Origin of the sequence: Spirosoma sordidisoli, assembly GCF_004138325.1 — a bacterium.
GTDB classification, from domain to species: domain Bacteria; phylum Bacteroidota; class Bacteroidia; order Cytophagales; family Spirosomataceae; genus Spirosoma; species Spirosoma sordidisoli.
In genome coordinates this window covers 129009-150470 of record NZ_SBLB01000007.1, presented here as the reverse complement: position 1 = coordinate 150470, position 21462 = coordinate 129009, and the positions used below count along the sequence as shown (strand labels likewise).

Annotated in this window: 15 protein-coding genes; 2 read left to right on the top strand and 13 right to left on the bottom strand. The window is 57.7% G+C overall.

The window, feature by feature from the left end:
- Positions 1–6 precede the first annotated feature (6 nt).
- The 9 genes from EQG79_RS23180 to EQG79_RS23140 all read right to left on the bottom strand — a co-directional run bounded on the left by EQG79_RS23180 (position 7) and on the right by EQG79_RS23140 (position 12766).
- Positions 7–1512, bottom strand: coding sequence for a DUF1501 domain-containing protein (locus EQG79_RS23180; protein WP_077922251.1), 1506 nt, complete (start codon positions 1510–1512; stop codon positions 7–9).
- Entirely contained in the window at positions 1512–4259 is a 2748-nt protein-coding gene (locus EQG79_RS23175; RefSeq protein WP_129604607.1) for a DUF1553 domain-containing protein, read from the bottom strand. Before EQG79_RS23175 ends, EQG79_RS23180 begins: the two co-directional genes overlap by 1 nt.
- 129 nt (positions 4260–4388) lie before the next feature.
- On the bottom strand, positions 4389–6773 hold the full coding sequence (locus EQG79_RS23170; RefSeq protein WP_129604601.1) for a DUF11 domain-containing protein: 2385 nt from the start codon (positions 6771–6773) through the stop codon (positions 4389–4391).
- Between the two features lie 223 nt (positions 6774–6996).
- Complete coding sequence (locus EQG79_RS23165; RefSeq protein WP_077922254.1) at positions 6997–7569, bottom strand: sugar O-acetyltransferase; 573 nt, start codon at positions 7567–7569, stop codon at positions 6997–6999.
- Positions 7570–7747: 178 nt separating this feature from the next.
- A complete protein-coding gene (locus EQG79_RS23160) occupies positions 7748–9988 on the bottom strand; it encodes a xanthine dehydrogenase family protein molybdopterin-binding subunit (RefSeq protein WP_077922255.1) in 2241 nt (746 codons plus the stop codon).
- 2 nt (positions 9989–9990) lie between these two features.
- Positions 9991–11010, bottom strand: coding sequence for an FAD binding domain-containing protein (locus EQG79_RS23155; protein WP_077922256.1), 1020 nt, complete (start codon positions 11008–11010; stop codon positions 9991–9993).
- Positions 11007–11651, bottom strand: coding sequence for a (2Fe-2S)-binding protein (locus tag EQG79_RS23150; protein ID WP_077922257.1), 645 nt, complete (start codon positions 11649–11651; stop codon positions 11007–11009). The genes EQG79_RS23155 and EQG79_RS23150 overlap by 4 nt, the downstream gene beginning before the upstream one ends.
- A gap of 178 nt (positions 11652–11829) precedes the next feature.
- Entirely contained in the window at positions 11830–12261 is a 432-nt protein-coding gene (locus EQG79_RS23145) for a cyclophilin-like fold protein (protein ID WP_236648811.1), read from the bottom strand.
- Between the two features lie 73 nt (positions 12262–12334).
- Positions 12335–12766 (bottom strand): (R)-mandelonitrile lyase, encoded by a 432-nt coding sequence (locus EQG79_RS23140; protein WP_201723568.1) that lies wholly within the window; start codon positions 12764–12766, stop codon positions 12335–12337.
- A 386-nt stretch (positions 12767–13152) separates the two neighbouring features.
- Here EQG79_RS23140 and EQG79_RS23135 point away from each other — a divergent pair, with 386 nt between their 5' ends.
- Positions 13153–14115, top strand: coding sequence for an AraC family transcriptional regulator (locus EQG79_RS23135; RefSeq protein WP_129604595.1), 963 nt, complete (start codon positions 13153–13155; stop codon positions 14113–14115).
- A 25-nt stretch (positions 14116–14140) separates the two neighbouring features.
- Here the strand turns inward: EQG79_RS23135 and EQG79_RS23130 are convergent, their stop codons facing one another.
- Positions 14141–15130 (bottom strand): aldo/keto reductase, encoded by a 990-nt coding sequence (locus EQG79_RS23130; RefSeq protein WP_129604589.1) that lies wholly within the window; start codon positions 15128–15130, stop codon positions 14141–14143.
- A 720-nt stretch (positions 15131–15850) separates the two neighbouring features.
- Between EQG79_RS23130 and EQG79_RS23125 the strand changes: the two genes are divergently transcribed.
- Positions 15851–17143, top strand: a complete 1293-nt coding sequence (locus EQG79_RS23125; RefSeq protein ID WP_240699430.1) for an anthranilate phosphoribosyltransferase — start codon at positions 15851–15853, stop codon at positions 17141–17143.
- 5 nt (positions 17144–17148) lie between these two features.
- Here EQG79_RS23125 and EQG79_RS23120 read toward each other — a convergent pair whose 3' ends face one another.
- From EQG79_RS23120 to EQG79_RS23110, 3 genes are read right to left on the bottom strand one after another with little or no spacing between them, the layout of a single operon-like run.
- The gene (locus tag EQG79_RS23120) at positions 17149–17871 is read right to left on the bottom strand and encodes an ABC transporter ATP-binding protein (RefSeq protein ID WP_077922262.1); all 723 of its coding nucleotides are present in this window, start codon (positions 17869–17871) and stop codon (positions 17149–17151) included.
- A gap of 10 nt (positions 17872–17881) precedes the next feature.
- On the bottom strand, positions 17882–18391 hold the full coding sequence (locus EQG79_RS23115; protein ID WP_129604583.1) for a hypothetical protein: 510 nt from the start codon (positions 18389–18391) through the stop codon (positions 17882–17884).
- Positions 18392–18421: 30 nt separating this feature from the next.
- Entirely contained in the window at positions 18422–21418 is a 2997-nt protein-coding gene (locus EQG79_RS23110) for a tetratricopeptide repeat protein (RefSeq protein WP_129604577.1), read from the bottom strand.
- Positions 21419–21462 lie beyond the last annotated feature (44 nt).

The following is a 21462-nucleotide window of genomic DNA, read 5'->3' as shown; positions in this document are numbered from 1 at the left end:
TCAGCGTCAGGCCAGGATCGGCTTTACAATTTTGCCGGCCACATCGGTCAGCCGGAAAGGCCGGCCCTGAAACTGGAAGGTTAGCTTGGTATGATCGAACCCGAGCAAATGCAGAATCGTGGCCTGCAAGTCATGTACGTGTACTTTATCTTTTACGCCGTAGTAGCCAATATCGTCGGTTTCGCCGTAGGAAAATCCTTTTTTGACCCCGCCACCGGCCATCCAGACCGTAAACGCATCGAGGTGATGATCGCGGCCCATGAAGGGCAGCACCTGCCCATCGCGGTTCTCCTGCATCGGCGTACGGCCAAACTCGCCCCCCCAGACAACCAGCGTTTCGTCGAGCAGGCCGCGCTGCTTCAGGTCGCGCAACAGGGCCGCCACGGCCTGGTCAGATTCTCTACATTTTGTTTTGAGGCCGATCTCGATGGCGCCATCGGCACTGGTGCCATGGGTATCCCAGCCCCAGTCGAACAGCTGCACAAACCGAACCCCGCGCTCCACCAGCCGACGGGCCAGCAGGCAATTGCGGGCAAACGACCCCTGCGCCGGGTTTACACCGTAGCTATCCAGAATATACTGCGGCTCACTCTTGATGTCCATTGCATCGGGCACCGACATCTGCATCCGGAAGGCCAGCTCATACTGCGCAATACGGGTCAGAATTTCGGGGTCTTTCACCTCGTCGTACTGCTGCTGGTTGATCTGGCTGATGGCATCGATCGTTTGCTTTCGCACGTCGCGGCTGATACCCGACGGATCTGACGCGTAGAGAACCGGATCTCCGTCGGTGCGGCACTGAACCCCCTGGTAGACCGTTGGCAGAAACCCACTGCCCCAGACCGACTTACCCGCATCGGGCTGTTTACCGCCCGATGCCAGCACGATATAGCCCGGCAGATTATCGTTCTCCGTACCCAGCCCGTAGGTCACCCAGGAGCCCAGGCTGGGCCGACCCAGCCGCGCGCTGCCCGTATGCATCAGCAGCTGCGCCGGGGCATGGTTGAACTGATCGGTATGCATGGCTTTGAGGAACGTGATGTCATCGACGACGCCCTGCAGATGCGGCAGATAATCCGACACCCACGCCCCCGACTGCCCGTGCTGCGCGAACTTACCCTGCGGCCCCAGCATTTTGGGAACACCCCGGATAAAGGCAAACTTCTTGCCTTCGAGCAACTCCTGCGGACAGTCTTTTCCGTTGTATTTGGCCAGCTCGGGTTTGTAATCGAACAGTTCCAGCTGGCTGGGCGAACCGGCCATGTGGATATAAATGATGCGTTTGGCCTTGGGCAGATACGCCGACGGGCGTGGCGCCGTAGCCGATCCGTCGGGCATCAGCGCCCCACCCACCTCGTTCGTTGCCGAACTGTCTTTACCCAGAAAGCCGCAGCTTCCCAGCACGGAGCTGAGGGCCATGGCGCCCAGCCCTGTTGAGCAGGTGTGCAGAAAATGGCGCCGGGTTTCGCGTTGGGCAGCCGCGTGCTGAAGTTCTTGCAGGAGCTTGTTCATTATTCCTTCGTTATCACTTCGTCCAGGTTCAACATCGTATTGGCCGTTACGGTCAGGGCGGCCTGCTGGGGCGTTACCGGTACGCCGTCGGCTTTGGCGAGCAGCTTTTGAGCCTCGTCGGGCTTTTGCCGGTAATACTGTTCGGTATTGCGGTAGAGCCGGGTCAGCACGGTCAGCTTGGCGGGCGGCAGATCGCGCAGCATGACCCGCCGAAAGCCGGCCTGTATCTGAGCCTCGGGCGTTTGGCCGCGCAGGCGCATGTAATCGGCCAGTTTCTGGGCGGCTTCTACGTAGACGGGGTCGTTGAGCGTCACCAGCGCCTGCAGGGGCGTATTGGTCCGCAGACGACGCAGCTGGCAGAACTCCCGGCTGGGGCTATCGAACGTCACCATCGACGGATACGGAGCCGTGCGCTTCCAGTAGGTGTACAAAGCCCGCCGGTGCAGGTCTTCGCCGGTGCTCTGTTTCCAGATATCACCGTCGTAGGGCGACTGCCAGATGCCTTCGGGCTGGACCGGCATGACGCTCGGGCCGTACATTTTCCGGCTCAGGAGCCCACTTACCGTCAGCGCCTGGTCGCGTACCTGCTCGGCCGAGAGCCGCACCCGCGGGCCGCGGGCCAGCAGTTTGTTGAACGGGTCTTTGGCCAGCAGCTCGGGAGTCGCTTTGGCATGCTGGCGGTATGTGGCCGAGGTAACCATGCGTTTGAGCATCTTTTTCACGCTCCAGCTGTCGGTTTCCATGAACTCGGCCGCCAGATAGTCGAGCAGTTCGCGGTGGGTAGGCGGTATGCCCTGGGTACCCATGTCCTCTACCGTTTCAACGATACCCGTTCCAAAGAGCTGCTCCCAGAACCGATTCACGGCCACCCGGGCCGTCAGCGGATGGTCGCGGCTGGTCATCCAGGCAGCCAGGCCCAGCCGGTTGCGGGGTAGTTTGGGGTCCATAGCCGGAAACGACTTCGGCACATCGGGCGTAACCCGCTTGCCTTTCACCAGCCAGTTACCGCGGTCAAAAATATGCGTGGGACGCGCCAGATCGCCCGAACCGTCGAGCATGATCGGCGTTTGTTCAGGGTCTTTGTTGAGCAGGGCCAGGTACCGTTTCTCCTGTTGCGGATCGGGCAGCGCCTGCTGAAAGGCCACCCATTTGATCATGGTCCAGTTTTTTGGATGCTTCGGGTTACTGAACGACAGGTGCAGGCTGTGCTGACCCGTTACCGCCGGCAGCGCGAAAATCTGGATGGTATCTTTCCATTCACTACCCGTCTTCGGCACCGGCTGGGTCAGCAGCACCGGCCCGTTAGGTCCGTCCTGCCGGATGGTCAGGGTGGCGCCGGTTTCTTTGGTGCCCCAGGCAATCAGGAGCCGGTTCTGGCCCGTCAGCGTCACCTTGTCCAGCTGGCCCACGCCTTTATCCTGCGCGCCGAAGTACTTGGCATCGAGCAGCGACGCATTCATTAGCTGTTTGATATCGTGCGAGTTGAACTTGGGCTCCATGGTCCGCAGAAACCGCTCGTGAATCGATTCGGTACGGGCCGATACGTGGGTACGCAGCCACTGTTTCAGCGCCACCGCTTCGGCCGAATCGGCACCCTGGTAAAACCGGAGCGTCGGCGTTTCGCTCGTCACGTCTTCGTCGCGGGTGTTGTTAAAGAAGGCGAGGTACTTGTAATATTCGTCGTGGGTAAACGGGTCGTAGGGATGGCTGTGGCACTGGATACAGGCAAAGGTGGTACCCTGAAACACGTCCCAGGTGGTATTGACCCGGTCAATGACGGCCGCTACCCGAAACTCCTCGTCCTGGGTGCCGCCCTCATCATTGGTCATCGTGTTGCGATGGAAACCCGTAGCAATAAACTGCTCATCCGACGCCTTCGGCATCAGGTCACCGGCCAGCTGTTCGGTCAGGAACAGGTTATAGGGTTTGTCGGCGTTGAAGGCGTTGATGAGGTAATCGCGGTAGCGCCAGATTTTACGGCCCGGATCGCGTTCGTAGCCTTTGGTATCGGCATAACGGGCCAGGTCGAGCCACATGCCGGTCCAGCGTTCGCCGTATGCGGGTGATGCCAGCAGCCGGTCAACTACTTTTTCGTAAGCCGTCGGGGATGGATCGTTCTGGAAGGCGGCCACTTCCTGCTGCGTGGGCGGCAAACCCGTCAGGTCGAGGGTTACCCGCCGGATCAGCGTAGCCCGGTCGGCCTCGGGCATGGGTTTGAGCCCTTCGTCGCGGAGTTTATCGAGAATAAAATGGTCGATTTCGTTTTTGGCCCAGCTGGTTTCATCGCTGCCGCCCAGCCCCAGCCGCGACCAGAACGTACCGATAGCGGGTACATCGGGTTTTTCGACGCGCTGGTAGGCCCAGTGATCGCCCCATTCGGCTCCCTGGTCGATCCATTTGCGGAGCAGATCAATTTCGTCAGGTTTGAGGGGCGGGTGGTCGAGCGGCATACGCTCGTCGTCATCTTCGGCCAGCGTCAGCCGGCGGATCATCTCGCTGGCATCGGCATCGCCCGGAATAATGGCGGGCTTGCCTGACTTGGCCGGCGCTACGGCTTCGTGTCTGAACAGAAGTGAAAAATCCGATGCTTTTTTTACCCCGCCATGGCAGGCAATGCAGTTTTTGTTCAGCAGCGGCTTGACCTGCGTGTTATAATCGACGCGGCTTTCGAACACGCCAAGAAACGACGATAAAAACAACGCCCCGCCAATGCCGGCTACTCCCAATACGATCCAATTCGCTCTCATACGTTTCGTACAGATGCAACTGTCTTCTTTCCCTATATAAAAGGAAAAGCAATCGGTTTTACTCCAATTTAATCGTCGGTGAGTTCAAATTTAACCAAATCCGGTCAATAACCGTTCAGTATCAGCCATTCACTGAACCCGGATGTCGACCTGAGCGGTGTCGTCTTCGCCGTTGGTAGTGCCGTTATTGGGGGTCGAGTCCGGGTCGGCCTGACCGGATGCCGTCAGTTGAGCGGTGCAGACACCGCGCCCCGCCGAAACAGCCCGCGCCGAGAACCGAAAGACGTGGCTGGCTCCAGCCGCCAGGCTACTGATGCCTCCCGATAGCCCACCCCCGCCCGGCGCCAGATCATCGCCCGGCACGAATGACAGGTTAGCCGGCAGGTACGCCGTCAGGTTCACGCCCGTGGCCGTTAAGCCGCCGGTATTGGTGAGCGTAATGGAAAACGAAATGACCTCGTTGAGCCGCGGGGTTCGGTTGCTGACCGCCACGCGCAGGCTCAGGTCGGCCCGGGCGGGGTCGGGCGTGGGCTGGTTGCTTTGCACAGCGGGCAGCGGCACCTGGTTGGGATTGGGTGACACGAAGACGCCCGCGCCCGTTTGCGCGGTTCTGAAGTCAAGCCCGGTCGCATCGTCCTGCCCGTCGCCGGTGCCGGAGTTGGGCTGACTGTCGGGGTCGAGCTGGGTAACCTGGGCAATCTCGGCGGAGTTTCGGTAAAAACCGGTAGCGGTTGGTTTGACCGTAAACGTGAAGGTGCCCTGAGTACCGGCTTCCAGGCGGTCAATCGTTCCGGACACGACGCTTCCGCTGCTGGTCATGGACGATGGCACGGATACCACCGCCAGGTTGTCGGGCAGTCGATCCCGTACCAGAATGTCGGTGGCTGCGGCCGGGCCCTGGTTCCGCACCGTCAGCGAGAGGGTAACGGGTTCGTTCAGCCCCGGCGTCCGCTGGTCGACCGATGCGGACAGGCTCAGATCGGCAGCCGGAATCTGGCTGGTAATCCGGAACAGGTTCGACGGTACCGCCGGCATGACGGGTGCACTCGACACAACCCGAACCCGGTACCGGCCACTCTGATAGTCGGCAGGCAGCTTCACCCGAACCGGGCTGGCCGAGCCGCTCCCGAGGGTGGCTTTGTAGCGACCCAGCGAATCGAGGAGCTGTACCTGCCACTGGTTCCCGCTGCCAAACGTACCGGAGGTCACAAACGTAACGCGCAGACTATCGGCGGGCAGCACGTACTCGGCCAGCGTTCCGGTAGCGGCAAACACCTCGGGCGTGATGGGCTGGGCGGTCTGAAAAAAGCTGCTGCTGAGGCTGTTGTTCCAGTTGCGAGCAAAGCGCGACAGCCCCATATTGACCGGAATGCTGTTCGGATTGAGGTAATACTGCGGATGAACCGAGGGCCGGAGCGCGTTGGCAAAATGAACATCCGTATCACCACCGTTCCGGTTCTGGATTGTGTCGTTCAGCGGCCCCTGAAATACGTTGAAACCCGGTGTAGCAATGACCGCTTCCTGCTGCGACACGACGGCGGGGGTCGTTACCTGTCCGTTATACGACGCCCGCGCCACCACCCAGGCCATACTACGACTTCCATAATCCTGCCGCGCCTTCTCGATGACCGATCGTAGTATAGAGGCATACTGCGGAATCTGATCCCGCGCTACATCGCCTTCAGCCTCGCCCTGGTGCCAGAGTACGGCCCGGATGCCCGCCATCGATGCGTAATACTGAAGTACGTTTTTCAGGTTGGTGTAGGGTTGCAGGTTCTGCCAGTTTTCGTTGCAGAAATACGCGTTGCAGGTGGGTATGCCCCGGGCCGTTTTGTCCCAGTTGTCGATCGTTGAGCCATCCCAGCCAGCTACGTAGAAAGCGACCGGCACGTTATACCGGTTCACGATATAGTCGCCCAGTTCGCCCCAGCCCCACGAGCTTTCGGCCATCGGGAAAATACGCCGGCCGGCGGTCAGGGCTTTATAGACCGGAACCGGCATCGGATCGCCCGACGATAGCAGCGGCTGAGGACTGGGCGGGTAGTAATGGTTGATGGAGTCGATGGCGTTGACGCGGTCGGTAGCCGTGCCGAGATCGTTATCGCCGATCCCCAGCCCGCGCGAGTTAGATTGTCCGGCCGTTACGAACACTTCGCCGATGCCGACGGGCTGCACGGTAGCCTCACTGCTGACGGTATTGCTGACAATGGCCCGAACCGAGAGCGTATACCAGCCGCCCGTTCCGGTAATGTAGCCCAGAAATACGCCATTGACCGGGTTGGTCTGAACCGGTTGCCAGGCGGTTTCGGTGCCCTGCCCCGCCACAACGGGCGTTAGCCGGGCCTCGATCCGGTCGGCCTGCCCCCGTACTTGTCCCGACACGTATAGCCGCCCGTTGCCATCGTTTCCGCGCTGTATGACCAGCCTCGCCATAGGATGATTGATCTGAAGCTGGGCAATCGACAAAACCGGACTGCTGAGTAACAACAGCAGCCAAAGCAAACGGCTACACATGACGGCATACTAATATACCGCGAAGATAGAAAAAGTAACGTCGGTTCTCCAGTTCAGGCTTCGGGCCTGCCTTACTTTACCGCGTTCGGGTCGGCCGGTTCTTCAAACAGAAGGTAGGTGTTTCGCCGAACGAGTACAGAGGCCAAAGGGCCGGATCAGTAGCTTGACCTTACCCTTTGACATCCACGCGTCATTCTGCGTTTTGAAGGATTGCTACTCTACCTCACAACGACTTAACCACCCTGGCTGGCACCCCCGCCACCACCGTGTTAGGCGGCACATCACGACTGACTACGGCACCCGCAGCCACGATGGCGTTTTCGCCGACGGTAACGCCCGGCAGGATGGTGGCCCCCGCCCCGATCCAGGCGTTGCGTTTGATCACAACTGGCCGCGGAATCAGCGTTGTTCGGTCGGCCGGGTCCAGCGGATGATTTTCGGAGGTCAGGTTTACCCTTGGTCCAATCTGTACGTCGTCTTCGATGATAATGCCGCCAATATCCAGAAACGAGCAGGCATGGTTGATGAAGATGTTTTTACCCAACCGAATAAACCGACCGAAATTGGTGTGAAAGGGTGGGAATATCGTCGTCGATGGGTCGATATCCACGCCGATGATCTCACCCAGTTGGGAACGTACCTGATCGGTATCGGTTGCCGTCGCGTTCATGGTAACGCATAACCGGATGGTCCGCGCCACGACTTCGCCAAAGCGGGCATAGTCAGGATCGTCTTTGCGAAGCGGTTCTCCGGCCTGCAGGCGGCCAAAAATATCGGTACTAGCTTCAAGAGACATATTACTCGAACAATGTGAACAACATAGAGCAGTGCGCCTAACTGACCTTACCGTATTCTCTTTTTGGTCCTGCTGACGAAGAAAGCATCTCGACGCAGACGATCGACAGTGCTTCCTTCATCAGCAGGACCAAAACAGTCAGTTTGATAAAAGGGTAAGTTGATCCACTCTGTTTATTCTACGTCAGCTTTCTCAGGAGTTTATCCGGAGTAATCGGCAAGTCACGTACGCGTTGGCCAGTAGCGTTAAAAACTGCATTGGCTACCGCTCCGGCAAAGCCGATCAGCGCGATTTCACCCATGCCTTTGGCACCCATCGGATTGATGATCGGGTCGGGCTTATCGATCATGATCGTTTCGATGGCCGGTACGTCGGCATGCACGGCTACGTGATAATCGCCCAGGTTGTTGTTCACGAATCGGCCAAACCGGTGGTCAATACTGGCTTCTTCCGTTAGCGCCATACCAATGCCGCCGGCCACGCCACCGATCATCTGGCTGGCCGCCGTTTTGGGGCTCACAATGCGCCCCGAATCGGCCACGCTGACGGCTTTGGAAACGCGCACAACCCCCGTCAGTGGGTTGACACGTACCTGCACGAAATGCACCGAGAACGAGTACATCGAATACTTACTCTGCTCCGACCCACCTTTCGAGTCAGCACTTTTGTCGATCACCGTCAGGTTATTCGCTCGCATCAGCTCGCTCAGGGCTACTTTTTTACGGGGTTCTTTCTCCACCGACAGCACACCGTCGGCTATGATCAGCTCATCGGCCTGACGACCTGCCAGCGATCCACCTTCTTTGATGGCCAGTTCGGTCAGTTGTTTTTTAACCGCTGTGCAGGCGTCGAACACCGCCGAGCCTACCGCCGATACAATGGCCGAACCGCCCTGCGTGGGCGCTTTGGGCAGCGAGGTGTCGCCATACTCGACCTTGATCTGATTGAGCGGCACGCCCAGCACGTTATGGGCAATTATGGTCAGGGCCGTTCCGGTTCCCGGGCCAATGTCGGTCACGGCGCTTTGTATCGTCAGGGAGCTATCGGCTTTGAGCAAGGCCCTGGCCGAAGCTTCCCAGCGGAAGGCGCTAAACACGCCCGTGCTCATGCCGTAGCCAATCAACCAGTCGCCTTCCCGCTGGCTACCCGGCTCGTTCTTCCGGTTACTCCAGCCAATAGCGTCGGCCCCGCGCTGATACGCTTCTTTGAGATTTTTGCTCGAATAAGGCCGGTTGTGTTCGGGATCGGTTTCGGTATAGTTGCGTAGCCGGAACTCGATGGGGTCGAGGTTCAGCTTATGGGCCATTTCATCCATCGCCGATTCGAGGGCAAACGCGCCCGTAGCTTCGCCCGGTCCGCGCATCCAGATAGGTACGCTCCGGTCGAGCCGCACGATGCGGTAGCGGGTGCTCACGTTCGGGCAGTCGTACATAAATTTGGTCATGTTGACGGTCGCTTCCGTGAAGTCTTCGTAGCTGGCCGTTTCGGCGGTTGCTGCGTGGGCAAGACCAACCAGCTTCCCGTTCGTGTCGGCACCCATGTTGATGGTCTGCACGGTATAAGGGCGGTGGCCCACCAGCGTAAACATCTGCGAACGGGTAACCACCAGCTTCAACGGACGACCAATTTTCCGGGCCACCGCCACCACTGCCGTTTCCTGCGGCCACGTACGCAGGCCCATGCCGAAGCCACCACCCATGAATTCGGTATGCACGTGAATATTCTTCGGGTCGAGTTTGAACGCCTGGGCCATCGCCTGCTGCGTGGCGTTAACGCCCTGCGTTTTGGCGTAAATCATTAGCTTGTCGGAGGCTGTCCAGTGAGCCAGAATACCATGTAATTCCATCGGGTTGTGCACTTCAATGGGTATGGTATAATTGGCTTCCAGCCTGACAGGAGCCGACTGATAGGCATCGGCTTTGCCCCGTAAATAATTGCCGCCATCGGCGCCCTTCGGGGCAACGCCCTCCGACAGGTGCTTTTCCAGTTCGGTACGGGCTGCCTGTTTGTTGTAAGTTGCCTTGACAAGCGAAGCGGCATAGGTGGCCCGCTCGAAACTGTCGGCCACCACGATGGCGATGGGTTGCCCGTCGAACAGGATTTTAGGGCTGCTCAGAATTCGGTAGGTCTCCTCTCTCTTGGGCTTGGGGGCCGGTCCGTCGGCCTCTCCGCCAACGGGTGCATCCCAACCCGGAATGGGAGGCATATTCTGATGCGTGAACACGCCGAGGACGCCCGGTGCGCCCTGTGCTTTTTTAGTGTCGAGGCTGGTAATCGTGCCCCGGCCAACCTCGCTGCCGACCAATACGCAGTAGGCCATGTTGGGCAGCTCAAAATCAGCAAAGTAATTGGCCCCGCCGGTCACTTTCAACCGCCCATCGACCCGGTCGATGGGCGGATTTTTTGTGTCTTTTGTCATAATTAGGCGGTTTTGGTAGCTGTTTTCAAGGCGTCGATAATGGAGTTGGGGGCCAGGGTCAGCTTGAAGTCGTTCTCGCCGTAGCCCTTTGCGCCGTTCATCGCCAGCATGGCAGCTTGTTTGAAGTTGGCTTCGGTAGCAGATTTACCGCGCAAAAACTGCTCGGCTTCGATCAGTCGCCAGGGCTTATGGGCCACACCGCCCATGGCCAGGCGTATATCCTGAATGGTATCTCTCTTCATGTCAACTGCCACCCCAACCGACACCAGGGCGAAGGCATACGACGCCCGGTCGCGAACTTTCAGATAGTGTGAATGGTCGGCAAACTTATTCGTTGGGATATCGACCGACATAATCAGTTCGCCGGGCAGCAGCGTATTGTCTTTCTGGGGCGTATCGCCGGGGAGCCGATGGAAGTCGCCGAACGGAATGGTACGATCGCCCTTTGGGCCGGATACATTCACGGTAGCATCCAGCGCAGCCAGAGCGATACACATGTCGCTCGGGTGAACGGCGATGCATTTGGTGCTGGCTCCGAAAATGGCGTGCATCCGATTGATGCCGCCGATGGCTCCGCAGCCCACCGGCCCGTTGGTCTGTCCTTTATCAGCACCAGCCTGCACTGGGCTTCGCTTGTTGCAGGGCATGGCTGTATCGTAAAAATAAGCACAACGGGTACGCTGCATCATATTGCCGCCTACCGTCGCCATGTTCCGAAGCTGGGCTGACGCCCCCGCGTTGAGCGCCATCGTCAGCAGCGGAACATACTTCTTTACCAGCTCGCTTTCGGCTACCGCCGAATTTTTAGCCATGGCCCCAATGCGCAGGCCCGTAGCCGTTTTTTCGATGGTTGCGAGCGGTAGTTTGTTGATGTCGATCAGCCGCTCGGGCACCACCACTTCGCGCTTCATTAAGTCGATCAGGTTCGTGCCACCTGCCAGAAAATACGAACCGTTTCCAGTCGAAATGGCCGAAACGGCCGCTTTGGGGGTTGTTACCCGCGTATATTGAAATTGGTTCATACCCTGGCTCCTCCCTTTTTAACGTCCATAATGGCATCGACAATGTTGGCGTAGGCTCCGCACCGGCATATGTTGCCGCTCATGTATTCGCGAACCTCCTCGGGGCTGTCGGCATGGCCTTCACGAATGCAGGCTACCGCCGACATAATTTGTCCGGGAGTACAATAGCCACACTGAAAGCCGTCGTGTTTGATAAACGCTTCCTGCATGGGATGCAATGGCCCGTCGGGTCCACCGGGGGTTAGCCCCTCAATGGTTGTGACTTGGCTACCTTCTGTCGTCATCGCCAGGGTCAGACACGAGTTGACCCGCTGGCCATCGACGTGCACTGTACAGGCCCCGCATTGCCCGTGGTCGCAGCCTTTTTTGGTGCCGGTTAGATGCAGTTGTTCGCGCAACAGGTCGAGCAGCGTAACGCGGGGTTCAATGGCTAGGGTTCGCATTGTGCCGTTGATCTCGACATGCAGCGGCATCTGCTCGAAGGCGGCAGCCACTTTTTCATCCAGTCCGTTCGCCACGGCGGTCATGGCCGCTGGCGGAGTCATAGCCAGAGCTGCCAGGGCCGAAGATTGTTTGAAGAAAACCCGGCGGGATGCATTGGGGGCCTCTGACTTGCCCCCGGTGTTTTCGTACTCAGCCATAAGTTGGTTAGTTTAAGATCTGCATCTCCAGAATCTCCCTCCGCCCCCTGAAGGCAGTTGTTTGCGAATCCGGTTTTCAGCCCCAGCCTCTAAAGGTCAGTATTGGCAAGAAAGTGTTGATTACCGCCACCAGCCAAATCGATTAGTGTCGGATAGGTTTACGGTTCGTTGTTCGTGTTCACTGGCGCTCAAACGTAACCGTTACGCTTCCGGACCCGAGCGCGGCAGCGAGGCCCGCCGGATTGTCGACACGTCCTAGTTTTGTATAACTGTAGGCGGTCGGAAACGTTTTATAAAACAGTACCAGCGTGGTTGACCCGTAGAGCATCAGGTCGCCGGTTTGAATGGTTCCGGGCGCCGATGCGCGGGAGGGCAGGGCGTTGGGCAGCTCAGCGAACTTCTCGTTGCCGTTCAGTTCCTGCATCGGGATCGTCAGTGGCAAACGTGCTACCAGGGCCGTCGCCGTTGGATTATTCAGCAGCGTTGCGGTAAAAACGGTCGCGCCAATCCTGATATTGAGTCGGCTCTCGATCGCATCATTTGTCTGAGTTTCGGGACTTTCACCGTTCAGTATGCCGGAGGCTATCGGGTTCTCCAGTGTGCAAGCCATGATTGCTATGCAAAAGAGCAACAGGGAAAAAGAGATGACGAATGAGTTTTTCATTAGATACCTGCCTACTTGCTTAGTGAGCGATCCTGTACTCCTCATCCGTAACCGCCTGCAGCCAGTTGACGGCCCCGCCTTTGCTTACGTTCGGATTAATAGCGGTATGGGTAAACGTACCGTTGGGGCCGGCGCCATGCCAGTGTTCAACCATCGGCGGTATAGTCACCGAATCGCCTTCCCGAATAAGCCGGGCGGGTTTTCCCTTCTCCTGATAGAAGCCGATGCCCTTCGTAACAACCAGTAGCTGACCGTTGGGATGCGTATGCCAGAACGTTCTGGCTTTGGGGTCAAAGGTGACGCTACTCACGATGCAGTCGGTTTCTGCGTTGGGGCCGACCAGAGTAGTTACCCAAACCGTACCGCTGAAGCTGGTGGCAGGCCCCCGGGTCGCTTCGGGGGCGCTGTTTATTTTTGATTGCTGAGCCATAGCCAGAGGTCCTGTTCCCATGATAATTAGAAGGCTACCAAAGAGTAGCGTAACAAATTGATTTCGTACCTGTTTCATCCGAGCAGTTTGGTTTACCAAGATGAGGTCGGTGGCTTTTACAACGTCGCCATGTCGATGACCAATCAGTGACGAACGTTAAGCAGCAACCAGACATCCTCGCCCTATCGATCATACAAACGTACCAGCCACGAGGGAGCAACTTTATAGGAAAAGCAAAGCTCTTTTTATGAAAATCACATATCAACTCATAAGCTGAGCCAACGGCCCCATTGCTGGCAAGTTTCCACGTCGAACATTACCACCTGACCTGCAACTACTTACCTGGCAATATCTTTGATTTGTATAGGCACCGGCACTTTACCGCGCCAAAACACATTTTATGATTTATGGAGACACGACCCCACCGCCGAACTGGCGAAGCTCAACCCATAACGATGGTCTATGATATGCCATCTGTCTTGCCACCCGGCACCACGCCCGTGAGTCGGCTGTATTATGAGGACTGGAATATTAAGGTGGTGGACCGTGAGAAGACCGGCTGTGACAACTACCTGACCCCCAACCGCCGTGATTTTTATAAGATCATGTTCATGACCAGCGGCACGGGCGTGAAAACGATGGGGAAGGATAATTACTACATCGACGAGCGTACGATTCTCTTTCTGCACCCCAACGAGATCGTGTGCTGGCGCAACGCGTCTCCCAAAGCAGGCGGGGGTATCTTCTGCATGTTCAAGAAGCGATACCTGGATCAGCACCCGTCGCTGAAACTGATTATCGACCGCTACAAGTTTTTTACGGAGAAAAAAATCCTTCGCCTGTCTGATCAGTCGGCGCAGATGATTCACAGCCTGCTGACCCAGATGAAAGCCGAAGCTGCCTCGGGCGGGGAACTGGCCGAAGAAGCCATGCAGGCCTATGTCCAGCTGATCCTGATAGAGAGCCTCAAAGGCACCGACTACGCCCCCGTCGGCGAGATCACCAACGACTACCGGCACGTCTATAATTTTTTCGAATTGCTCGAAAAAGAAACCAACCTTGCCAACCTCAACAACCCAATCCGGATGCGCACCGCCCGCGACTACGCGGAGACACTGAATCTGAACCCGAACTACCTGAATGGGCTCGTTAAAAAGCATACCGGCCAGACCATCAGCACCCTGATCAAAAATCGCCTGCTCGAAGAAAGTAAGGCCCTGCTGGTCCAGACCGACTGGACACTTCAGGCGATCAGCCATATCATTGGCTTCGCCGATCAGCCAAATTTTAGCCAGTTTTTCAAAAAGTACGTAGGCCTTACGCCCAACGAGTTCCGGCGCTCGCCTATCTCTCCCGATTACGAAGGCTGAGCCAGGCGCGCAAGGCCAACAGCGGTCAGCCCTGTTTTTTCATCATATCGACCAGCGGTTTGAACCGGGTGTCGTACAAGCCGGTGATAAAGTCCCTGTCCTGGTCGGAGAGCTGAACGATTCGGCGGGTATTCTGATCGGCCTGTTCGGGCGTACGGATACCGGGAATCACGGTCGATATTTCGGGGTGGCTCAGTATATAGCTCAGGCTGAGTTCGGCCGGGGTGACGTCATACGTACGACACAGCTCCCAAACGGGTTGCAGAGCCTCGTTGGTAGCGTCGATGATGGCGGGCGTGACCCGGTAATGCCGATGATCGCTGGGCGGGAATGTGGTCGAGGTTGAGAATTTACCAGCCAGCAGGCCAAACTGCAGCGGCATGCGGGCAATGAGGCCGTACCCCTGCGTGTGCATGGCCGACAGATACGGACGAATGTGCTGGTTCAGTACGTTGAATACCACCTGAAACCCGCTGCCCAGCTCATGGTTGAGGAAAAAGTCGGCTTCGGGCTCGGGCGCGAAGGTATTCAGGGAGATGCCCCAATACCGAATTTTACCCGCCTGTTGCAGATCCCTCATAGCCTCGATGCAGTCGCCCTGTTCCAGATGGCTTAGCTTAGCGACGTGCAGCTGGTAGAAATCGATGCTGTCGCGCCGGAGCCGCCGAAGGCTATCGTCGCAGGCCGTCATAATGTGGGCGCGGCTGTAGTCGATGGCAATTTTACCGTCCTGCTCTTTCTGACCGACTTTGGTGGCGATCACCACATCGGCGCGGTTGCCAAACACCCGACCGATCAGTTCTTCAGAATGGCCCAGCCCGTAGAAGTCGGCCGTATCGTACAGGGTAATGCCCAGATCGAGCGCGTGGCGAAGGGCCTGCTCGGAGGTCGTATCGTCGGCGTCGCCCCAGCCGATGGCAACCCCGCCAACCTCAGCCGGCCCACCAATGGCCCAGGCGCCAAAGCCTATTTCACTTACGGTCAACTCGGTACGGCCAAACTGTCTATACTTCATAGTGATGTGATGGGTACTGCCAGAACCAGCAAGGCCCCAGCCTTTGAACAACTGTATTTACTATATACCGATGGCCGCGCCGGAAGTTTGAAAAGGTGGCTCGTTTCTTCGATTAGATGCTGTGCGGTTGCGGGCTATTGACAGGCCGACGGGGCGGGGCGGCCTGTCAATAGCCCTTAGCAACACCGCTTAGACCCGGCGGAACGATAGCGTACTAACCGACACGAGCGGACGGCATCTCTATCCGCCTTCTCGAAACCACCCTACCAGCCTTGTTAAGCAATCCGATCTGCCCATACGCATCCGGCAGCAGTCATGCAAAGGCTTCTCACGCCCAGCACTTTATCGAAACTTGACTATTCGAACACTATTTATAATATATCGACAAATGAACTGTTAATAATGGTTAATTCTTATTTTTTCATTTTTTCTTATATAATATTTGGATGTACATAATCATGTCAAAATAAAATATTAAGTAATTTTACGCATTTCTGAACCTGGTAGGTTATACTCAGTCCCATTATGGTTGGCTTTATCGGCCCTGGCCTTGAGCCGGGGCCGATAGATAATCTATTAAATAACTATACCAATGAATCGTGTTGTCAGAGCTATTACCCGTTCACAGCCAGGGTAAAAAGGGTTAGCGCCGTAGCTATCTTGATCATCTATAGTCAATAAGTAGGTAGTGGCTTCGCGCCTACTTTTACGTTCATACCCATGCGTTACCAGCCCTTTGCCATGCCAATTGCCAACCCAACTTTAGATGCACCTGCCGACACACCGCTGGGCAGGGGTATTCGACATATTGGAATCGGAAAACATGGTAGCAAACCGCTGCCGCCCGACCTACTGGCGGAGTGCCGGGCGGCCCTGAATGACCCCATTACGCATCCACTCCAGCGCGGTGCTTTTCTGGGCGCCCTGCTAGCCAAGGGTCCCACCCCCGACGAACGAACCCTGGAAGATGAGATTGGAAAAGGCGCTTTTTCGCACCCAACTTTCTTTATCAATAAAGTCTGCCCCGACCTGCCGATGGGTATGCACCCCATTGCCACCAAACTGGTGCGGGGCCATAATCTACAGATCAGCGAAGCCGAGCAACTGGGCGACTATCTGTTTGGCAACGGCACCTGCGAAACCTTTCGGGGACTGGCCGCCAGCATTCTGCGGGTGCGCCACGAAACGAACGAAGAATACCAGGGTCTGATGCGGGCCGCCGAACGAACGTTCACACCCGCTTTCCGGGCCATGAGTTGCGCCGACCGGCCGCTGATCCAGATCGCCGAACCGTTCGATGGCGTCGAGAACAGCTACCTCATTACCCCCCTGCTGGCCAAGTTTTTTCTGAACCGGGGCTACGGGCCGGTGTCGCTGGTAGGACCGTCGGGCGGGCCCAAGTTCACGCTCAACGCGCTGGACCTCTACATGCATCTGAACTGCGAGTTTCTGCTCGGTAATCAGGAGCTGGGCACGCCCCTCGAACATTACGGCTGGGTACTGGATCAGAAAGCAATGTCGCCCGCCCTCAGCCGCTGGACCGATCGGCGTCGTATCCTGCTGAAACGGCCCTTTCTGGCTACCCTCGAAAAAGTGCTGAACCCCTGCCACGCCCGGATTCTGGTCACGTCGGTGTTTCACATCACCTACCAGATGAAAATGGCTGAGCTGGCGCTGATGGCCGGTTTCGACGCGGTAATTGTGCTGAAACGGGGGTTGGAAGGCAGCCTGTCGCCGTCGACCAGCCGGGCCAGTGGTATCCTGTGCGCCGTCAGAACCCCGCGCGGCCACCTGTTTTTCCAGCATTTTGACAGCGATCTGCCGGCGTTTGCGCCCTACCGTACGGAAGCCGATGTGGTTCATCAGCAACCGCTGGCGGCCGATAATGCCCGGCTGGTCAGGGAGTTCTGGACCCATGGCGAAACCCCCGACCCCGACTTCGACAACCGGGTACGGTTTGCGCACGCGCTCTACGGCCGGGGTCTGGCCTGGATTGAAGGGCAGTTGAAATAACCAGGCTACTGGAGGGCCTGCATCAGCACGTTGGCTTTCCGGATATGCTCATTGGCGCGATCCGTTTCGACCAGACCGTCGCGGAGCCGTACAATCCGGTGGGCGTATTCGGCAATGTCTTCTTCGTGCGTAACCATGATGACCGTATTGCCTTTGCTGTGGATCTGGTCGAACAGGTCCATAATTTCGTACGACGTCTTGGTATCGAGGTTACCCGTCGGTTCGTCGGCCAGCAGAATACTGGGGTCGTTGACCAGCGCCCGCGCTACGGCTACCCGTTGCCGCTGACCACCCGACAGCTCGTTGGGCCGGTGACCGGCTCGATTCTCCAGACCTACGTTTTTCAGCGCCAGCATGGCTTTTTCGGTCCGGTCGGCCTTGCTATAGCCGGCGTAGATAAGCGGCAGGGCCACGTTCTCCAGGGAGGTCTGGCGCGGCAGCAGGTTAAACGTCTGGAATACGAAACCGATTTCCTTGTTGCGCACTTCGGCCAGTTCGTTCTCGCCCATCCGGCTCACGTCCTGGTTGTTGAGGATGTACTGCCCCGACGTGGGCGAATCCAGGCAACCCACAATGTTCATCAGCGTGGACTTCCCCGACCCTGACGGCCCCATAAACGCGACGTATTCGCCTTTTTTGATGGATATGGTGATGGATTTAAGTGCATCGACCACTTCAGTGCCCATTACGTACCGCTTGGCAATGGTACGGGTTTCAATGATGTTCATATACGTTTAATTAGCTAGCGGCAACAACGGCAGCCCGACGACGACGTTGAAAATAATTACGGATAAACAAACCGGCCAGCACAATCAGATCGGCACCGGGTAACTGGGTATCGACCGATATATCACCGTGATCGGCAAAAAACTGGCGGGTCAGCGAGTAACTGACCACCTCCTGATCAGCCTGCCCATCGCCTTCGCGGATCATGTCCCAGTCGCGCATCAGCATATTGTGTCGTTTCCACTGGTAGGTTTCGCCGTTGGCCAGAATCAGCTCGGCCCGTTTGCCAAACGAAAGCGCAATGTGGCCAATCAGCTGCCGGGCGTTCGTCAGATCGTATACGCTGACCGAATGACTGATAAAACCGGTAACATCAAAAAGGACATGAACGTCGTTGAGGTGGGCCTCCACATCCCGACCAAATGTACCCTCGGGCCGCATTGTACCAACGATCTGGCCATTGTCGAGAATAGTAGTCGTACGCGCAAACGCTTCTTTGGTCCAGGTAAGGCTTTTGCTCATGGAGGCCGGAAAGTTTTTGTTAAAACTACATCATTGCCCGAATTTTTCCCGGCTCTTTTCGATTGACGCCAATTTTTCCTGATAAGTCGCCGTAAATGCCTGATAGTCGGTGGCTGGTGCTGCGGCCCTTAGCTTGGCCAGCCCGTCGCTGGCGTAGTCGAACAGGCTTTGGTCCAGACAGAGCGTTACGTATGTTTTGAGCAGCTCTGCGTTATCTTCATTGAATAGCAGCGCTTTCAGCACCAGTTCGTAGGCCGGTCTGATCCGGTTCCGCTGCCGCTCAAACTGGGCCGCAGCCGTAACGATCTGCGCGTTGAGCGGGGCCAGTTGCAGCGCTTCCCGATAGACCACGCCGGCTTTAGCGGGCTGGCGCGACCGTTCGTAGGCCTGGGCCAGCCAGTAGGCCCGCTCGGCCTGGTGCTGGGGCAGAATCGGCTGACGGGCCATGGTCTCGGCCGAGCCGATGCTCCGCCGGAACGCCGACAGGCGCAGGGCCGCCAGATTTCGTAACGACACCGCATAGTCGCTGATGGTTGTGTCGGCGGGCAGACCCGACAGCATCAGCTGGGTATTCCGCCACTGTACCGCGTCCAGGTAATCGTTGGCCAGCGCCACGCCGGCTACCGTTTTGAGGGTCGGGTTCCGGATGGTTTCCCAGTAGCGGCCCCGGTTGGGGTTGTCGAGCCGGTAGCTGACGTAGAAGGCTTTCTCCAGATCGGTTTGCGGGGTCCGTTCTTCATACAATACCTGTTTCAGCGCCGACACATTCGAGTCGCTACGGGCGGCCGTTTCCCAGAGCGACTGTGCCAGTGCCGGATCGCCCGCTTTGGTTAGCGCCACGGCCCGATGGTATATGGAGGTCGTGTCGCTGTTATCGGCAAACTGGTCGGCAGCTTTACGGTAGAGGCCCTGCTCCATCAGCAGCAACCCCGTAACAGACCGGTACATATCGCCCTGCTTCGGATCGCCCTCGGCCAGCTGGCTCAGCAGCCCGAACGCTGTTGGGTGGTTGTGCGCCGTATATTCGGCAACGGCGCGGGCCAGCAGCAGATCATCCGTAAAGTCCTGGTTGGCAGGCGCATCGGCCTGGCGCTGCAGGGTTCGGGCCAGGGTCGAGTCGGGTTGCTGACTGGCCAAGGCGTAATTGTATACACTGGCAAACCGCCCTACGCTCAGCCCTTCGCCGACCTGATCGGTCGTGAGCCAGGCGGGCCGCACCGGCTGGGCAGCCGGGCCGGTCGACGCCACGAGCCGCAGCGCCAGCGCGTTGGCCTGGTACGATTCGTACTCGAACTCGTTTGTGTTACGGGCCAGGCTCGAATCGGCCGAGAGCACCTGCGGATTGCGGGCATAGAACCCCAGCAGATTAGCCGCCGGCACGTCGCTTCGGGAGGTGTTGCCGGTAGCCGCCTGCAGGTAATAATAAGCTGAGTCGGCTACGCTGGTGCGGGCGTACAGGTAGCCCAGGTTATTCTGCAGCTCGCCACTGCCTGGAAACTGCCGTAGCCCCTGTTGTAGTGTCTTTACCGCTTCGAAGAACAGATCCGTTTGCAGGAACGTCTGGCTCAGAGCCGCGTAATCGTGCGGCTGCGGTTGCTTGAGGGTGGCCTTCTGGAAATAGAACGCAGCGGCTGTCTGGTCGTTCTGAGCCGTGGCCAGCGAGGCCAGAGCGTAGTTCGACTTGTGGTTCTGGAACTCCTGCTCCAGCGCCTGTTCGTAAAAAGCCTGCGCCGACGCCAGCTCGCCGGTGGCGGTGTACAGATCGCCGAGGTTATTGTAATAGCCCGCCATAGCCTGCTTCAGCGTAATGGTATTGCCCGATGCCACCAGCGTCAGCACCAGAAAAACCGCCACCAGCCTGAAGAGGCTCAGCTCCAGTCGCTTCGGTAGGTACAGAATCCGGTAAACGGCCCGCCCCTGCTGAAAAATCGGCAAAAAGTTGATCAGCACATAAACGATGAACGCCAGGCCCATAGCCAGATGTGTATAAACGATTACATCTTCGAAAACCTCGATGAGCGGGTCGTTGGCCGTGGCAAAGGCGTAGCCCATGGTCAGGGTGGTCAGCAGGGCCAGGCCCGCGTACAGAAACGCCCCGCCATCGCGAAACGAGACCAGCTGCTGCTGCTCCACCAGCCGCCGAAACCCCCAGATACCCAGCGTTACCGAAATCAGATACAACACGAACGGACTGATGGCCAGCAGCTCCCAGTCGATCATCCGGGTATTTTTTAGCCAGATCAGCACCAGGTTGACCAGATACAGACCGCTGATGAACAGAAAATTGCTTAACCCCAGTACCTTGCCGCTGCCCCCCGCCGTCGTGACCCAAACCAGCCCGGCCAGTATCTCGGCTGCGATGAAGAAAATAAACCCTATGCTGAACGCCAGCATAACCGGCATACTGTAACTCACGATCGTCAGCACCGGCTGCTCAACCGGCGACAGCGCCCCCAGGGTAGCTACCGTCATGCCAATCAGGCTGGCAAACACGCCGAGTCGAACCAGAATAAGCTGGTCGGACCGGAACGCGTGAAAAAAGTAGCTGACCGACCCGAACAAAACCGTCAGTATCAGAAAAAGCCGGCTTCCGCCCAGACCGGGCACTTCGAGCATCTCGAACCGGAAAAACGCCAGCCCCAGAATCAGCGCGCCCATACCGACCAGGTACCGAACCCGGTCGAAGCGGGTGATGGCGCTCAGCAGTAAGGTGAAGGCAATGCAGATGCCCGCCAGCAGAGCCGTAGCGATATGGGGGTTTACCTGCATGGGCGACGCCACAAACTGCTCCGACACGGCATAGGCTTTGCCATTGACGGCGTAGTCGAGCAGGCCATCGGTAAAGGTGCGGAAGGTAACGGGCAGTTCGTTGAGTTCGCTCAGTACGTCCCAGCGCACCACGTTCCCCAGACCACGCCCCCAGGCCACTATGAACAGAATCAGCGCAACAAAAACAGCCGACAGGCTAATCAGGTAGGCGAACCGGTACGGCCGGCTCCACTCCTTCCAGAAAAATAAGGATGACATGACACTGAAACGAAGCCGGGGGCCGGTTAGTGCCTGAAGCAACC

Excerpts from the sequence above, each read along its gene's own strand:
- EQG79_RS23155 (WP_077922256.1), bottom strand. The coding sequence starts at position 11,010 with ATGAACCAATTTCAATATACGCGGGTAACAACCCCCAAAGCGGCCGTT.
- EQG79_RS23160 (WP_077922255.1), bottom strand. The coding sequence starts at position 9,988 with ATGACAAAAGACACAAAAAATCCGCCCATCGACCGGGTCGATGGGCGG.
- EQG79_RS23135 (WP_129604595.1), top strand. The coding sequence starts at position 13,153 with ATGGAGACACGACCCCACCGCCGAACTGGCGAAGCTCAACCCATAACG.
- EQG79_RS23115 (WP_129604583.1), bottom strand. The coding sequence starts at position 18,391 with ATGAGCAAAAGCCTTACCTGGACCAAAGAAGCGTTTGCGCGTACGACT.
- EQG79_RS23175 (WP_129604607.1), bottom strand. The coding sequence starts at position 4,259 with ATGAGAGCGAATTGGATCGTATTGGGAGTAGCCGGCATTGGCGGGGCG.
- EQG79_RS23120 (WP_077922262.1), bottom strand. The coding sequence starts at position 17,871 with ATGAACATCATTGAAACCCGTACCATTGCCAAGCGGTACGTAATGGGC.
- EQG79_RS23125 (WP_240699430.1), top strand. The coding sequence starts at position 15,851 with ATGCGTTACCAGCCCTTTGCCATGCCAATTGCCAACCCAACTTTAGAT.
- EQG79_RS23180 (WP_077922251.1), bottom strand. The coding sequence starts at position 1,512 with ATGAACAAGCTCCTGCAAGAACTTCAGCACGCGGCTGCCCAACGCGAA.
- EQG79_RS23165 (WP_077922254.1), bottom strand. The coding sequence starts at position 7,569 with ATGTCTCTTGAAGCTAGTACCGATATTTTTGGCCGCCTGCAGGCCGGA.
- EQG79_RS23170 (WP_129604601.1), bottom strand. The coding sequence starts at position 6,773 with ATGTGTAGCCGTTTGCTTTGGCTGCTGTTGTTACTCAGCAGTCCGGTT.
- EQG79_RS23150 (WP_077922257.1), bottom strand. The coding sequence starts at position 11,651 with ATGGCTGAGTACGAAAACACCGGGGGCAAGTCAGAGGCCCCCAATGCA.
- EQG79_RS23130 (WP_129604589.1), bottom strand. The coding sequence starts at position 15,130 with ATGAAGTATAGACAGTTTGGCCGTACCGAGTTGACCGTAAGTGAAATA.
- EQG79_RS23110 (WP_129604577.1), bottom strand. The coding sequence starts at position 21,418 with ATGTCATCCTTATTTTTCTGGAAGGAGTGGAGCCGGCCGTACCGGTTC.
- EQG79_RS23140 (WP_201723568.1), bottom strand. The coding sequence starts at position 12,766 with ATGGGAACAGGACCTCTGGCTATGGCTCAGCAATCAAAAATAAACAGC.
- EQG79_RS23145 (WP_236648811.1), bottom strand. The coding sequence starts at position 12,261 with ATGGCTTGCACACTGGAGAACCCGATAGCCTCCGGCATACTGAACGGT.